The sequence below is a fragment of the Sporofaciens sp. St.21A7 genome (genome assembly GCF_059728535.1).
The window spans coordinates 2,335,553-2,350,533 of the sequence record NZ_BAAGFN010000001.1 but is presented as its reverse complement, the minus strand read 5'-3'; the positions used below and the strand labels follow the sequence as shown (position 1 = coordinate 2,350,533).

The window sequence follows — 14,981 nt, the reverse complement described above, 5'->3', positions numbered from 1 at the left end:
CTATCTAAATCATTCACATCAATTCACAATTTTATAGTATTCCCTTGCCGTCAGCGAAAATACGATTCCATAGAAAACCGCAAACACGATGACCGTCGCAACCGTACATATAAGGAACAGCGGTACATTCGTCAGATTCAGCACTGCCAGGAGCTTTGTGACCACGCCGAACGCCACCGTGATGTGGATGACTGCCGCCACAAGTGGAAGGAAGAATACCATTAGGACCTGGCTGCGAATGGATTGCTTGACCTCCCGCTTGCTCATGCCCACCTTCTGCATAATCTGGTAGCGTTCCCTGTCGTCATACCCTTCGGAAATCTGTTTATAGTACATAATCAGTACCGTTGCCATCAAGAACAGCGCGCCAAGGTAAATGCCGATGAACAATAACCCTCCATAGAGGAAGTAAAAATCCCCCCTGCTAAGCTCCTTGCTTTCACAGAATCCGGAGTAGACTTCCCCTTCTACCCTTGCTTTCATGGCCTTAACTGCCTTCAGGCAGTCTTCTTCCTTCCCTTCTAAATCGAAGGTTACACGATAGTTCAGATTTGACATCTGTTCCACCCATTCTGCCTGCATCTCACTGTCTTCGTAGGTCTTTGCCAGGACTTCCTGTATCTGCGCTGCATCGGAGACGATCACATAATACCCGTCCGTCAAATTCTGCTCGTTCTTAGACACTATCTTCATGTCCTTTAACTCTTTTGCCACGCGGTAGGTCCGGCCGCCAATCATAACCGTATCCTTGCCCCATTCTTTGCCCGTTCCGTACACAAATACCTCATCCGGCGCAAGGGTGTCCTTCGTACCTTCCATCTGGTTATAATCTTCTATCGGTATCATAAAGACCTCCACTACATCATTGGCCCCGTAATTTCCAAACTTCTGTAGTGCAAATCCATTTTCCTGAATCAGCGCCGCCATTCCTCCGTCATGGTACCTAAGCAAAGACTTAGGCTTTACTCCCGCGTTCGCCAACTCTTCCTCAACAATCCGGTCCACCGCCTGGTCTGACTCCGGTGTGGAAATATTCGTCTTAGCCTCGAATTCCCGCGGGAACCTCGTATCCAGCATATCTTCCATCCCCACATAGAGAGAAATCGTGGTGGAAATCATCACCAAAACCATGGTGCTTAAAATACAGATGTTCGCAAGCCCCACCGCATTCTGCTTCATACGGTAGATCATCCCTGCTACCGAGCTGAAATGCTTTGTCTGGTAATAAAATTTCTTGTTCTTACGAAGTCCCTTTAAAAGAGCAACGCTTCCTGCCGTAAAAAGTGCGTACGTGCCAAGAATCACGCATACGACGGCTACAAAGAACGCCTGAATCGCCGCCAGCGGATGGTCTACCGTAATTGCGATAACATACCCCACACCCAGGGACGCTATGCCGAACAGGGCCATAAACCACTTGGTCTTAGGTTCTTTCTCCCCCTGGCTGCTTCCATGGAGTAGCTCTACCGGATTAGAAAGCTGAATCTGGAACAGATTGTAGATCAGTGTCATAATAAAAATTACCAGAAAAAAGACCAGTGTATACAGCAATGTAGATATTGAGATTTCAAAATCCATCCCGATATCATAATTCAGGATTTTTAACAGGATGAGAAACATAAGCTTGCTGAATATGACTCCAAAAAGAATCCCGATTCCGATGCTTACTATCGCCGTCACCATCGTCTCAACGGTAAGCATCTTTGCAATATGCCGTTTTCCCATACCAAGGATGTTGTAGACACCGATTTCTTTCTTCCTCCGTTTAATCAGGAAACTATTCGTATAAAACAAAAAGATAACCGAAAATATAACGATGACCATTCGTGCATAGACCAATATCAAATGCAGGTTTTGCTCGCTAAGCGCCGAGTTCCTGACCAGCCCATCCATGATATAGTACATCATGACGGTCAGAATTGCCGTCAGGATATAGGGGATGTAGGTCTTCCGATTGTTCTTTAAATTCGTCAACGCCAGTTTTCCATAGATAGAACTACTCACTCCTCTCACCTCCCGTAGCCAGTACCGTCAGCGTATCGGATATTTTCTGGTACATCTGTTCGTTGGTCAGGTTTCCCCGGTATAACTGATGGAATACTTCTCCATCCTTGATGAACAATACCCGATTCGCGTTGCTTGCCGCCTTGACGCTGTGTGTTACCATAAGGATGGTCTGACCCTCTTCGTTGATTGCCGTAAACAGATTCAAAAGCCCGTCTGCGGCGCGGGAATCCAATGCTCCGGTGGGTTCGTCCGCCAGAATTAACTGGGGCTTTGTAATTAAAGCCCTTGCTACCGCCGCCCTCTGTTTCTGTCCTCCGGATACTTCGTAGGGGTATTTTTCGAGAAGCTCGTCAATTTCCAGCATTTGGGCGATGGGAACGAGCCTTGTCTCCATTTCCTCATATTTTTTTCCGGAAAGTACCAGCGGGAGGAAGATATTATCTTTGAGAGAAAACGTATCCAGAAGATTAAAGTCCTGAAACACGAACCCAAGGTTCTGCCGTCGGAACGCCGCGATTTCTTTCTCTTTTACTGTATTTAAATCTCTGCCCTTCAAGTAGACCTTGCCGCCTGTTGGGCGGTCAAGGGCTGCAAGGATATTGAGCAGAGTCGTCTTGCCGGAGCCGGATTCCCCCATAATTGCCACGTATTCCCTCGGCTCTACGGAGAAATTGACATCCCGTAACGCCTCCACCTGGTTCCCGCCGAATCTGGTGGTATATATTTTCTTTACATTTTTAACTTCTAATAACGCCATAAGATTTCCATCCTTTCCTGTCAGTCATGTTTCTGTTGTCTTCTTGATTACATGGCTTATTATACGGGAAAAGACGGTGGCTTTCCATTGATTCAGGTTACATTTTCAGTCCGGAAACTTACATTCCTGTAAGGAATGGGGACTTGATATATCTTCTTATAACTTCCCATATCCTTATGAAACCCTAATAGAAAAATCATCATAAATTCCAACTGGTATATCTTCCTTAAAAGAATACTGTTCCATTGTCTCTTTTTCAAACCTATACACCATTACTAACTCTTTTGTTGGATCAACAATCCAATACTCCCTAACACCCGCCGTTCGATACTTAAACAACTTTTTATAGTAATCCATCTGTCTGCTTGTAGGAGACACAATTTCAATTATCCAATCAGGCGCACCATAACACCCCTTTTCATCCAACTTTGAAGGGTCACAGATAACAGATATATCAGGTTCTACATAATTGACATCATCATTATTTAAGAATACGGCAAATGGAGCTATATCTACTTCACAATTTCCACCTTTAGAATCAATATAATCTGCAATCTTTCTACTCAATGAAAATAAAATTCTCTGATGTGTCCGACTTGGTGTCGCAAGATAATAAATCTGGCCGTCAATCAATTCTGCCCTCTCACCATCTGGCAGAGCGTATATATCATCTATTGTATAGGTTTCTTTATAAGTCTCTTCTTTTCTTACTATGTTCATACGTTCCACCTCCAATCTTGGTTAATATTATAAGGTACTTGGACAGAGAATACAACTTATTTCTCATATCCTTGAAAAAATGCATTGAAATACACATGAAAAAATCTTAGTTAATGCTATAAATAAATCCACACTTGGATTATTCAATCCCATTTCTACGCAAAGCTAACTCGACTTCCTTTAGATGAGTCTGTACCTACTGATGATAATGAACCTCCTATAGAAGGATATAGCAGTGCAATCGAGAGTTTTAAGAACGGATATGTGCAAGATGTATCGCCTTTAATAATTCAATAAAGACTTTACACCTTATAGGTTACTGTTTACTTGTATAGAAGAGGCTACCAAGGAAATCAATGTCGAGTATGAAAAGCTATTCAAGAAATTAAAGGACAGCCATTCAAGACAGAATACGGCAGAAGGCCTCGAATAAATCCCTCAAAACTATCTGCTAAGGGAGTAATTTTGTAGTCACACTGTTTTTTGTACCCATTTATTTATTACAACTCACTCATGCTGCACTTTTTTTCTCCCAAGCGACAAAAATACTTTCGTCCCTTTTCCTGACTCAGACTCAATCCAAATCTGGTGCCGCAGCTTGTCTATCACAGACTTGCACAGATATAGCCCGATTCCAGTAGATTTCTTATCCCTGCGTCCATTATATCCGGTAAACCCTTTCTCAAAGACCCGCGGCAAATCCTCCTGCCAGATGCCGATTCCAGTATCTTCTATCACGAGACAGATCTCTTTTTTCTGTCTTTGTCCGGAATCCATACTCTCCCTATCATCATATCCTTCCCGCGTCCGAAAAGCATCCTTTACAGTAAAAAGTCCGCCCTCTTCCCAGAGGCTCATATCAAGGGGCGCCTTTTGGAAATGCTCTTCCAGATAGATTCTAATCATCCCAGTCTTCGTGTATTTCAACGCATTTGACAACAACTGTTCCAGCACAAAAACCAGCCACTTCTCATCGGTCAAGACATTCATCTCTACTGGGTCATATTCAAGCCGGATTTTTTTGAGTATAAACATCTGCGAATATTTACGCACAGCCTGTCTGATGATGGAATCCAGAGAATATATTTCAAAAGAAAGATCCGAAGATAACGCTTCCATTCGCAGATACGTAAGAACCATTTCCACATATTGCTCAATTTTGAATAGCTCCATCCTCATCTCTTTCGTGTACTTGTGGTTTTCAACCAGAGCGCCTTCATCAAATTGGCATCCTTCCACAGCCTGCATCAACACACGCAGAGCCGCAATAGGCGTTTTAATCTGATGCACCCACATTCCATAGTAATCCTCCATCTCCTGTCTGGCAATCCGTCCCGCTGATTCTGCCTCGCTCTTCTCCTCATATAGCCTTGTAATGATTCTCTGGTAATCTTCCTCAATCAACGACTCTGCATCCGGCAGCTCTTCCCCTCCCGAAGCAAATCCATCCACTGCTTCAAGCAATTCCTTATGTTTTCTTGCGAACCTAAGATAATCTGGTATGCCCGTCAACAGTATCCAGACTGCCGATAACAAAAAGGCATACTCCACGGCGTCCATACGGATATTATACAGATAAGAAACTCCTGCAAAAGTTCCCAGAAGTCCCCCGCAAAGCCAGAACTCCCGTTTCCGTTCTTTTAAAAATGCTCCTGCTGCTCTCATTGTTCCACCATATACCCGATTCCCTTTTTCGTCCTTATCATCTTTTCAAGCCCAATCTGCTCCAGTTTCTTCCTAAGCCTGGCAATATTTACAGTGAGCGTGTTATCATCAATAAACTCATCACTCTCCCACAGCCTGGTAATAATACTATCCCTGGATACAATCCTGCCGACATTTTCTAATAGCATCTGAAGGATGCGGAATTCGTTCTTCGTAAGCTCTGTCTTCTGTTCCTCATATGTTAGCGTCGCATCATTTAAGTTCAGGACAGCCCCATGGTATTCCATCACATTTACCGTACCCTGATAGGAATAAGACCTCCTCAGGATTGCTTGTACCTTCGCCGTTACCACATTGAGGTCGAAAGGCTTCTCGATGAATTCATCCCCGCCCATGTTCATTGCCATAACGATGTTCATATTATCATTGGCAGAAGACAGGAAAATAATCGGCGCTTCCGATATCTTCCGGATTTCCTGACACCAGTGAAATCCATTGAAGAACGGCAGCATGATATCCAGAAGAACCAAATGCGGCTCAAACTGCCGAAACTCATCCATGATATTTTTTAAATCCTCCACACATTTCGTCTCATAATCCCATCTGCGCAAATGTGATGCAAGAGCCTGAGCGATGATTCGGTCATCCTCTACGACTAAAATTTTATACATTGCTTCCACTCCTTATCATTCAGCCTATTCTCTCATCCTATCCCCACAGGATAAAGTATACCCAAAGGGCATCCCGTGATGCATGCCCTTCGGGCGGGCGGACTTTGTCCGATAAGGTATACCCTCCGGGCATCCCGTAATGCATGCCCTTCGGGCGGGTGGACTTCGTCCAATAAGGTATAAAAGAACGGCGTAAGCAGGTAATACCTCCCGCCTACGCCACGAATCACGCTTCTATATCTTATTCACCGCCGCCGGCAAATACTCATTGCTGATCTCATGGAACCTCTCTTGCTCCACCGCCTCTGCAAGTCTTGCATCTATCGGCATCTTACCCAATACAGGAATCCCAAGCTCCTCTGCCGCCTGGTCAACATGACTCTCACCGAACACGGGAATCTGTTTCCCACAGTCCGGGCACACCAGATAGCTGTAGTTCTCTACGATTCCCAGCACCGGGATATTCATAGCTTTTGCCATATTGTAGGCCTTCTTCACAATCATCTGCACAAGATCCTGAGGAGACGTCACGATTACCACGCCGTCCACCGGAAGAGACTGGAATACCGTCAACGGTACGTCGCCGGTTCCCGGCGGCATGTCCACAAACAGATAATCCAATTCGCCCCACATAACATCTGTCCAGAACTGTGTCACAACGCCTGCAATCACCGGACCTCTCCAGATAACCGGATCGGACTCATTCTCAAGGAGCAGGTTCACAGACATAATCTTCGTGCCGTCCTTCGACTCACAAGGGAAGATTCCTGCCTCATCTCCTTTTGCCTTCTCATGGATTCCATACATCTTAGGAATGGAAGGACCGGTCACGTCAGCATCCAGGATGCCGACAGAAAATCCCTGCTCCCTCATCATCCTTGCAAGGCTTGCCGTCACCAGGGACTTGCCCACTCCGCCCTTACCACTTACGACTGCAATCACTTTCTTTATCTTAGAAAACGGATTCGCCGGCTCTCTCAAATCCTGAGGCTTGCTGCTGCATGACCCAGCATGAGCACATCCGGCACAGTCCGATGATGTACAGCCATTCTGCTGTTCTTCTGCCATGATACTTACCTCTCTTCTGCAACTGCAATCAGTTCTACTTCACACTTCACATTCTTCGGCAGCGTCTTCACTGCAACGCAGCTTCTCGCTGGCTTAGACGTGAAATACTTCGCATACACTTCGTTAAATGCTGCGAAATCTCCCATATCTGCTAAGAAGCAGGTGGTTTTCAGTACTTTGTCAAAAGACGTTCCGGCTTCTTCAAGGACTGCGCCTAAGTTCTTGCATACCTGCTCTGCCTGTCCCTCAATCGTCTCTGCCTCCACATCTCCCGTCTCCGGATTAATCGGAACCTGTCCTGCAGAATAGAAAATTCCATTATGCACATATCCCTGTGAATATGGCCCTAATGCTTCCGGCGCTTTCTTTGTCGCTACTACTTTCATGATGATCTCTCCTTTACTTTATATTATTCCGTGTAATACATCTCTCACATCTAGCATTGTACTACTTTTACATCCAGATTATCAATAGTTTTTTTTCAGATAATGCACCGCTAACTGCGTTCGGTCCCTAAGACCCAGCTTTTCCAGAATATTACTGATATAATTACGCACTGTCCCCTCGCTCAGGAACAATTCTTGGGCGATTTCCTTATTACTTAGCCCCTCCGCCACCAGAGACATGACCTTTAGCTCCTTCTCACTGATTTCATAAGCCGCCCAGTCAAATGTCTTCTTTTCCTGTAAAAGCTGCGGTATCTTCGATACGATTTCCGTCCCGAACACGGTCTGTCCTGTACACACCGCCCGGATTGCGGGAAGAATGCTTGTGTAATCCTGCTTGAGCAGATAGCCTTTGACGCCGTATTTTAGAGCTTTCACAATATATTCATCGTCGGCAAACGTTGTCAAAAGCAATATCTTCGCTTGAGGATATTCCTCAAGAATCTGTTTTGCCGCCTCAAGACCGCTAACCTTCTGCATCCGGATATCCATCAAAAGCACGTCCGGCAAATGCTGCCGATACAGTCCAAGCGCATCGCCCCCATCCTGTCCCGTCCCGGCGACCGTAACGTCTTTGTCAGCCTCCAAAATCGTTTTCAACGCTCCTGCCACCAGCATATCGTCGTCCACAATTACAATCCTCATAAAGCCATCCTCTTTCTCTTTTCCATTGCATCCGCTTCCTACATATCTTCCTAAACTGAATATCCGAATCTCGGGCCCCCCTTAGCCTGCTTTGGCACGGTAATATAAATCCGCCAACCGCCTTGCATCCGAATTTCAAGATTCCCGCCAAACCCATCCACCCGCTCTTTCATGTTGCGGATACCGATTCCCCTGTTTTCCTCCTGCCCCTTCACCGGATTCGCCATTCTTCTATCCAATCCCATACTCTTTGACGTCCCGTTATCCTCTACGATTAACTGATAAAGCCCCGGATGCTCCCTGGCAATCACCTTCACCCAAGTAGCATCGCTGTGCTTCATCACATTGTTCAACGCCTCCTTGACGATTGCAATAAACCCGTACCGGATCTCCCGTGGAACATCATATCCCATATCATACGCAAGCTGCGCCTGACAGAACGTAAATTCCCCCACCAGACTCTCCAGAACTTCCTTTAAGTTGATCGCCTCGTCATGTAAATCATGGACACTCTCGCGCACACTGGTCATGGCGGCGTTTAGGGTGTCCTCCAACTGGCACAGCGGTTCCTTTAGATTACCTTCCTCATGGATCGCCTTCATCGCCCCTACCATTAAAATCGACCGGGACAGCATATGACCTACGTTATCATGAATTTCTCTTGCAATCCGATTCCTCTCCCTGAGAGTGGCCGTATAGATCTCATAGTCCTGCTTTTCCAGAATGCTTTGATTCTTCTCCCTAAGAAGGAGGTTCTTCTCCACGCCGTCATCCCTGATTCTCCGGTATCTCATATCCAACAGGTCATACCGCCTGGTCTGATACTGAATCACCCCCGCAATCAAACAGCCCACTGTTTCAAAACAGACCGCCGTCCGTTCAGACAAAACATAAAAAGCTGCGACCAAACAACAGGCTGCGAGCCCCAACACAAACACATATCTGCGTGTATCCAATATATCACACCCCCAGGACGACTCGCAAGACATATCTCCATTCAGTCCGTTTGAATTACATTCAACAGCCGTGGGTTGGACTGCGTCCAACAAAGTATATACCACAAGAGGTGCAAACACCAGCAAATATTGGTATATCATAGACAGCGCAAGAAACACCGCCGTCATTCCAAACCTTGCACGCCCCGACCGGGCCAGACAGCCGCCGCATGCATAGACCACCGCAGACAGCGCCGCCGCCACAAAGGGAATATTGACCGGCAGAAACACCGCCGCCACCAGACAATAAATCCATAACACTGCTAAATCCAACGCACGCTTCATTCCAACTCCTCCTGTCTAGTGTGCTCCATCCGACTCACTATTCCATTGTTTTCTGGCAAAAGCTCAATCCCCTTCAAACTTCACTGTGACCGCACAGATCTCCGCAATCGTCCCGACCCGCATATACGGTCCGAATATCCCCACGCCAGACGTGACGATATTATGCATATCCCCTTTCTTCAAATATCCGCATGCGTTCTCCCACATCAACCGTATGGTCAGATTCCCCGGCCACACCTGCCCGTCGTGGGTATGCCCGCACAAATCCAAATCCACGCCTGCATCTGCAAGCTCTTGAAGCTCCTTCGGCTGATGGTCAATCACGAACACCGGCTTAGACAAATCCATCCCTTCCGTGACCTCCTCCGGCGTCTTCCGCTTCTTTATCCCCCTTCCGGGACGGTGCCTGTCCGGACGCCCATAGAGATAAATACTGTCCGCGATCAGCACAGACTCATCCCGAAGCAGGGTGACTCCCGCCTTCTCAAGGAACTCATCCATTCGGATGTCGCTTTCCTTCTTCCGGCTCCCTCCAAACGTAAACCCGGCAAGAATCCTCTCCTTGATGTCATGGTTCCCGTAACAGGCGTAAACCCCATATTTACTTTTAATTCCTTTGAAAATCGAAATCAATTCCTCCGGGTCTTCCAACGCTTCATACTCATTGTCGAAAATGTCTCCCGCAAACACCACCAGATCCGGCTCTTCCGCGTTTATCTTTTCCACCATTTCCCGGATATGACCGCACCCGATGTTGTATCCCATATGCAGGTCGGCCGCAAGAACCACCTTCATCTGCTTGATATCGCCCGCATTCTTCTCAATGACCGCCTCATACCTTGTAGTACGAATATTTCCTGCATTCACCATTCCCCAGATACTAAGCGCCGCGATCCCGACGGCACAGATAATCCCTGACACCACGAACACCTTGAAGCTCCTCAGTTTCTCCTGATTAAGCCTCTTGCTTCTTTTCAATATCACATGAACGGCATCTGCAGCGCCGACCACCAGAATCGTATAGAGCAGAATTCCAAGCCAGTAATTCCCAATCTTTACAAAAAAACGTTTCACAGCTCCCGGCGGCAAAAAGAACCCAACCCCCATCGCACTGGCAAAAAACAGATACACCGCAGAAACAATCAAGCGCCCCCGAAACTTCCGAAACTCATGCCTGCAGGCGCCAAGCCACCGGATAATCCAGCGGATAATATAAACATTTACCAACACATACAGCGGGGATAGCAGTATCGCCAGCATAATCTCCACACCTCCCATACTTGATTTCCTCGATAAATTCCCCGAATACTTCCTGGCTGCCGAAATCCCGGGACACAGGCTCATAGTCCGTAATCCCCTTCCCTTCATTGGGATGCCCCATAGAATATCCGCAATCCGCAGTATACAGACAGAGCAGTACCAAACAACAGCACACCAGAACATTTTTCGGTATCCCGCGTATCCGGTTATCCAAAAGAGGCGCGGCAATATACACGATAACCATGCCTCCGATCCCGAATACCAGCAGGCCCTCCGCACAGATCCGACCGTTCAGATTCAGAAAATATCCACTGTAATCCCACCATTTCTTTCCGTCATACACGACCTCAAGATAGTAGGACGTCCAGTATTCCACCATCCCGCATACGAAAATAATACTAAAGAACTGCACTACCGGATGATTCCGCACCCGGTTCAGCAGCGTAAGCAGCAGCACCCCGCCTCCGCCGTAAATAGGCAGCCACGGTCCATGGAGCGTCCCCCGGTTGACGAACACCCCGTCCAAAACCAGATGGATGCTCACTTCCCAGCACCAGCCCATTATAGAAAAAAAGAAAAACAACATAATCAGCGACCATACGGAATAATGGCGCATATAATGGAACGTCCCCACCCGTTTTTGCTTCTCCGTCTCAGGGAAATGGGACAGCCTTCCTGGATAGGCCCTTCCTTCCACCACATCCTTACACATTCCAAGCCGCATCTGAAGCTCTCGGTTCTCCTCGTATCCCCGTTCCTCTTCGGAATCTCCAATGAAAATACCGAGCCAGTCGGAAAGGACGCCCCGGAATCCCTCCGGCTTTTTTACGTTTTCCTTCTGCCCATTCTTCCATTCCACCACATCCTCATAGGTTTCTGCCAGAAGTTCCCCTGACGCCTTCTCGTACAGATAGGTATCATTGAGAAACTCCGCCCCAGGGATGCCCGCCGCCTTCGCCTGCCGCCGCAGTCCCGCATAATACTCACTGAACGCCGCCATCTGATAGGGAAGGGAGTAGAATACTTCCGTAAGCCCAAAGGTAAACGCCCCAAGGACGCTCCACCCAAGAAACGAACATTCCATCACAAAACACTCCCACTTATGCCCCCGCATCATTTTCCGCGACAGCGTGACCGCCTGCCGCCCGCTAAGAGATGGGTTCTCCGCCAGGATATACGGTGCCAGGTAATAGGAATAATATTTCACAATACCGCCGATAATGGTCAGCATCCACAAAAATTCATAGGCCGTGTACACCAGCATGGCAATGGAAACTTTCATCCAACGCTTCCTGCGCAGTAAAAATACAAACCGGTGAATCGCCAGCTTCTCATAGCATCTGCCCTCAAGGAACATTCTCGCCGCAATGACGGTATAAGTATTGACTACCAGCAGATAGAAGCCGAACACTCCGGCAAAAGCCAGCAAGACTAAAAGCAGGCTCCCCAGATTATCCGAGCCGAACAGGGAATTAATTCCCGACACGAACATCACAAGAAAAGAACCGGACGTGACTCCATTGACAATCTTTGATAATGCGCCCCTGCTTCTTCCCAGGGCCCGGTTTCCCTCTTTCGACCGTTCGATTTCCTGCTCTTTCAGTTTCTCCGAGAGTTCTCTCCCTTTTTCTGGATCGCCCATCAAGATATGCCGCACCACGTCAACCAACCCGATACTGCCCATGGCGACCCTTGTATCCGCCATTGGTTCCGCCGAATACATCCTCACAAAATTATCAAAGCTCGAACTCTGCAGCCCCAAAAACACGGCAATCAGCCCTGTCATTACAAGAATCATATAATGCTTTTTTACGTTCTGCCTTGCCCTGGCCTTTATCTCTCTTCTAGTCATAACCATCCTCTTTACGTATATCTTATTGGACGAAGCCCATCCGTCCCGCAAGGGGCATGTATTACGGTATGCCCTGCAGCATCTTTTATCATACAAGATTTTGAACACAATGAAAACGAAATTAAGAATATTATAAGATAAAAAACTGTGATACAATATTTCTATAAGAAATCTATCACATTAGAAAGAAGTGAACCAAACTATGCAGTCACAGCAAGTTGATTTTGGAAATGAAAATGTATCCCGCAATATCCTCTCCGTAGCGGTCCCTATGCTGGCAGCGCAGTTGATACACCTGCTCTACAACATTATCGACCGCATCTACATCGGAAAAATCCCCGGCGAAGGCACTCTTGCCCTGGCAGGGCTGGGACTATGTTTTCCTGTAATCACCATGGTAACTGCCTTTTCCAACCTGTTCGGGGTCGGCGGCGCGCCTCTGTGCTCCATCGCCAGAGGAAAGGATGACGCCAAGAAAGCACAAAAAATCATGAACCATGCATTTTTCATGTTGGTCGTTACCGGGCTTTTCCTAACGCTTTTGGGGCTTATCTTCCATAAGCCGCTGCTCTTTTTGTTCGGTGCAAGCACGGCCACGTACCCTTACGCCTCCGGCTACATGGCCATCTACCTGCTCGGCACCGTCTTTGTAATGATTTCCCTGGGGATGAACCCCTATATCAACAGCCAAGGATTTGCCAAAGCAGGCATGAAGACCGTGCTGCTTGGAGCCGCGTTAAACATCATCCTTGACCCCATTTTCATCTTCCTGCTCCATATGGGAGTGAAGGGGGCGGCGCTTGCGACGATTATCTCCCAGTTCTTCTCCGCCGTATGGGTCCTTCGTTTCCTGACCGGGAAACAGGCGGAACTGACCCTTGATTTTCATGGATTCTCCCCAGACCTCTCCTGCATCTGGGAAATCGCAAAACTGGGAGTCTCCACCTTCTGCATGGCGTTCACCAACGGCCTGGTTCAGATCGTCTGCAATTCCACCCTCCAGATTTTCGGAGGCGACCTTTACATCAGCGTCATGACGGTCATCAGCTCTGTCCGGGAGATTGCCCAGACGCCGGTGATGGCAATTGCAGAAGGAGCCTCCCCCATCATCAGCTATAATTACGGGGCTGACAATATGCGCCTGATGAAACGGGCAATCCGCTTCATGACCCAGTTGGGTTTCACATATACGCTGACAATCTGGGGACTGTTTTCCGTCTTCCCAGAATTCTTCATCCGCATCTTCAACCACAACGAAGGACTGATTGCGGCGGCAGCGCCATCTATGCACGTCTACTTTTTTGGATTTTTTTTCATGGCGTTCCAGTTCGCAGGCCAGAGCGTATTCAAGGCGCTGAACCGCCCAAAACAGGCGGTATTCTTCTCGCTTTTGCGGAAGGTGTTCATCGTCGTTCCGCTGACGCTGATTCTCCCACGAATCGGAAAGCTAGGCGTGACAGGCGTCTTCCTTGCCGAACCCATATCCAATTGTATCGGCGGGCTCTCCTGTTACATTACAATGCGCGCCACCATCCTGAAAAAACTTCCGCCCGAATCCGAAATGTAATTCTATTCCTGCCAGTGCAGCGCCTGATGTTCCGGCCTTCCGTCCCGGAGCATCAGCTCGTTCACTGCCTCCCTCGGGTCTTTCCCTTCAAACAGCACTTCACTCACCTTATCAATAATCGGCAGCGACACTCCGTATTTCTTTCCCAGCTTCACCGCAGCCTTTGCAGAATACACGCCTTCCACCACCATCTGTACCTCGTCCATGGCCTCCTGCATACTCCTGCCCTGCCCGATGAGATACCCAGCCTTTCGGTTCCGGCTGTGGACACTGGCGCAAGTCACAATCAAATCCCCGATTCCCGTAAGCCCGGTAAAGCTCTCCACTGCGCCTCCCATCTTCACGCCAAGCCTTGCAATCTCGGCAATCCCTCTGGTAATCAGCGCTGCCTTCGTGTTGTCGCCATATCCAAGCCCGTCTGCAATTCCCGCCGCCAGCGCAATCACATTCTTGAGTGAGCCGCCTAACTCCATCCCCCGCATATCCGGGCTGATATACACGCGGAACACCTCGTTCATGAACATCTCCTGAAGATACTCGGCAATCTCTTTCTTCCTTGCGCCTACGACCACGATAGTCGGAAGCCCTCTTCCTACTTCCTCCGCATGGCTCGGTCCTGACAGGACTGCCACCTCGGCCTTGGGAATCTCCTCCTCAATCTGCTGCGAAAGCGTCATCAGCGTACTCTCCTCAATCCCCTTCGCCACATCCACGATAATCTGACCATCTGCCACATAAGGGCTCATATTGCGGGCAGTATTCCGTGTAAACGGAGACGGCACGGCAAGCACGATAAAATCCTTCCCCTTCACCGCACACTCCATATCTGTTGTGAACAACATATCCTCCGGAAGTTCCACTCCCGGAAGTTTGCTCACATGTTCCCGTTTCTCAGAAAGCATCTTCACTTCCTCTTCACTGATTGACCAAACCGTGACCTGATGCCCGTTCCTGTGAAGCAGAAGAGCCAGAGCCGTTCCCCAGCTTCCCGCCCCCATAATTCCTACATTTGCCATAGCCTTCCTATCCTTTCTTAAATTGAT

Annotated in this window: 13 protein-coding genes; 1 reads left to right on the top strand and 12 read right to left on the bottom strand. The window is 47.9% G+C overall.

The window, feature by feature from the left end:
- Positions 1-18: 18 nt before the first annotated feature.
- The 11 genes from AC6I3O_RS11640 to AC6I3O_RS11590 form a co-directional block, all read right to left on the bottom strand.
- Positions 19-2,004 (bottom strand): ABC transporter permease, encoded by a 1,986-nt coding sequence (locus AC6I3O_RS11640; RefSeq protein WP_497851016.1) that lies wholly within the window; start codon positions 2,002-2,004, stop codon positions 19-21.
- Entirely contained in the window at positions 1,997-2,764 is a 768-nt protein-coding gene (locus AC6I3O_RS11635; RefSeq protein ID WP_497851015.1) for an ABC transporter ATP-binding protein, read from the bottom strand. Before AC6I3O_RS11635 ends, AC6I3O_RS11640 begins: the two co-directional genes overlap by 8 nt.
- 174 nt (positions 2,765-2,938) lie before the next feature.
- Positions 2,939-3,484 carry a Uma2 family endonuclease gene (locus tag AC6I3O_RS11630; protein WP_497851014.1) on the bottom strand — a complete coding sequence of 182 codons (546 nt, stop codon included), beginning with the start codon at positions 3,482-3,484 and terminating at the stop codon, positions 2,939-2,941.
- Between the two features lie 507 nt (positions 3,485-3,991).
- Positions 3,992-5,149 carry a sensor histidine kinase gene (locus tag AC6I3O_RS11625; protein WP_497851013.1) on the bottom strand — a complete coding sequence of 386 codons (1,158 nt, stop codon included), beginning with the start codon at positions 5,147-5,149 and terminating at the stop codon, positions 3,992-3,994.
- Entirely contained in the window at positions 5,146-5,820 is a 675-nt protein-coding gene (locus AC6I3O_RS11620) for a response regulator transcription factor (RefSeq protein ID WP_497851012.1), read from the bottom strand. The genes AC6I3O_RS11625 and AC6I3O_RS11620 overlap by 4 nt, the downstream gene beginning before the upstream one ends.
- 234 nt (positions 5,821-6,054) lie before the next feature.
- A complete protein-coding gene (locus tag AC6I3O_RS11615) occupies positions 6,055-6,888 on the bottom strand; it encodes a P-loop NTPase (protein ID WP_497851011.1) in 834 nt (277 codons plus the stop codon).
- Between the two features lie 5 nt (positions 6,889-6,893).
- Complete coding sequence (locus tag AC6I3O_RS11610) at positions 6,894-7,274, bottom strand: RidA family protein (protein WP_497851010.1); 381 nt, start codon at positions 7,272-7,274, stop codon at positions 6,894-6,896.
- Between the two features lie 81 nt (positions 7,275-7,355).
- Positions 7,356-7,979, bottom strand: a complete 624-nt coding sequence (locus tag AC6I3O_RS11605; RefSeq protein ID WP_497851009.1) for a response regulator — start codon at positions 7,977-7,979, stop codon at positions 7,356-7,358.
- Between the two features lie 50 nt (positions 7,980-8,029).
- Positions 8,030-9,259: a sensor histidine kinase gene (locus AC6I3O_RS11600; RefSeq protein WP_497851008.1), complete on the bottom strand. Its 1,230-nt coding sequence runs from the start codon at positions 9,257-9,259 to the stop codon at positions 8,030-8,032.
- A 63-nt stretch (positions 9,260-9,322) separates the two neighbouring features.
- Complete coding sequence (locus tag AC6I3O_RS11595; protein WP_497851007.1) at positions 9,323-10,519, bottom strand: metallophosphoesterase; 1,197 nt, start codon at positions 10,517-10,519, stop codon at positions 9,323-9,325.
- The gene (locus tag AC6I3O_RS11590) at positions 10,428-12,371 is read right to left on the bottom strand and encodes a DUF975 family protein (RefSeq protein WP_497851006.1); all 1,944 of its coding nucleotides are present in this window, start codon (positions 12,369-12,371) and stop codon (positions 10,428-10,430) included. The genes AC6I3O_RS11595 and AC6I3O_RS11590 overlap by 92 nt, the downstream gene beginning before the upstream one ends.
- Positions 12,372-12,573: 202 nt before the next feature.
- On the opposite strand from AC6I3O_RS11590, the gene AC6I3O_RS11585 reads away from it, so the two are divergent.
- Positions 12,574-13,938: an MATE family efflux transporter gene (locus tag AC6I3O_RS11585; RefSeq protein ID WP_497851005.1), complete on the top strand. Its 1,365-nt coding sequence runs from the start codon at positions 12,574-12,576 to the stop codon at positions 13,936-13,938.
- A gap of 2 nt (positions 13,939-13,940) precedes the next feature.
- On the opposite strand, the gene AC6I3O_RS11580 is transcribed toward AC6I3O_RS11585, so the two are convergent.
- The gene (locus AC6I3O_RS11580) at positions 13,941-14,954 is read right to left on the bottom strand and encodes an NAD(P)H-dependent glycerol-3-phosphate dehydrogenase (RefSeq protein ID WP_497851004.1); all 1,014 of its coding nucleotides are present in this window, start codon (positions 14,952-14,954) and stop codon (positions 13,941-13,943) included.
- Positions 14,955-14,981 lie beyond the last annotated feature (27 nt).

What these genes read in the sequence shown, in the direction of transcription:
- AC6I3O_RS11625 (WP_497851013.1), bottom strand. Translation starts at nt 5,149, where the DNA reads ATGAGAGCAGCAGGAGCATTTTTAAAAGAACGGAAACGGGAGTTCTGG.
- AC6I3O_RS11610 (WP_497851010.1), bottom strand. Translation starts at nt 7,274, where the DNA reads ATGAAAGTAGTAGCGACAAAGAAAGCGCCGGAAGCATTAGGGCCATAT.
- AC6I3O_RS11585 (WP_497851005.1), top strand. Translation starts at nt 12,574, where the DNA reads ATGCAGTCACAGCAAGTTGATTTTGGAAATGAAAATGTATCCCGCAAT.
- AC6I3O_RS11580 (WP_497851004.1), bottom strand. Translation starts at nt 14,954, where the DNA reads ATGGCAAATGTAGGAATTATGGGGGCGGGAAGCTGGGGAACGGCTCTG.
- AC6I3O_RS11630 (WP_497851014.1), bottom strand. Translation starts at nt 3,484, where the DNA reads ATGAACATAGTAAGAAAAGAAGAGACTTATAAAGAAACCTATACAATA.
- AC6I3O_RS11605 (WP_497851009.1), bottom strand. Translation starts at nt 7,979, where the DNA reads ATGAGGATTGTAATTGTGGACGACGATATGCTGGTGGCAGGAGCGTTG.
- AC6I3O_RS11620 (WP_497851012.1), bottom strand. Translation starts at nt 5,820, where the DNA reads ATGTATAAAATTTTAGTCGTAGAGGATGACCGAATCATCGCTCAGGCT.
- AC6I3O_RS11595 (WP_497851007.1), bottom strand. Translation starts at nt 10,519, where the DNA reads ATGCTGGCGATACTGCTATCCCCGCTGTATGTGTTGGTAAATGTTTAT.
- AC6I3O_RS11615 (WP_497851011.1), bottom strand. Translation starts at nt 6,888, where the DNA reads ATGGCAGAAGAACAGCAGAATGGCTGTACATCATCGGACTGTGCCGGA.
- AC6I3O_RS11635 (WP_497851015.1), bottom strand. Translation starts at nt 2,764, where the DNA reads ATGGCGTTATTAGAAGTTAAAAATGTAAAGAAAATATATACCACCAGA.
- AC6I3O_RS11590 (WP_497851006.1), bottom strand. Translation starts at nt 12,371, where the DNA reads ATGACTAGAAGAGAGATAAAGGCCAGGGCAAGGCAGAACGTAAAAAAG.
- AC6I3O_RS11600 (WP_497851008.1), bottom strand. Translation starts at nt 9,259, where the DNA reads ATGAAGCGTGCGTTGGATTTAGCAGTGTTATGGATTTATTGTCTGGTG.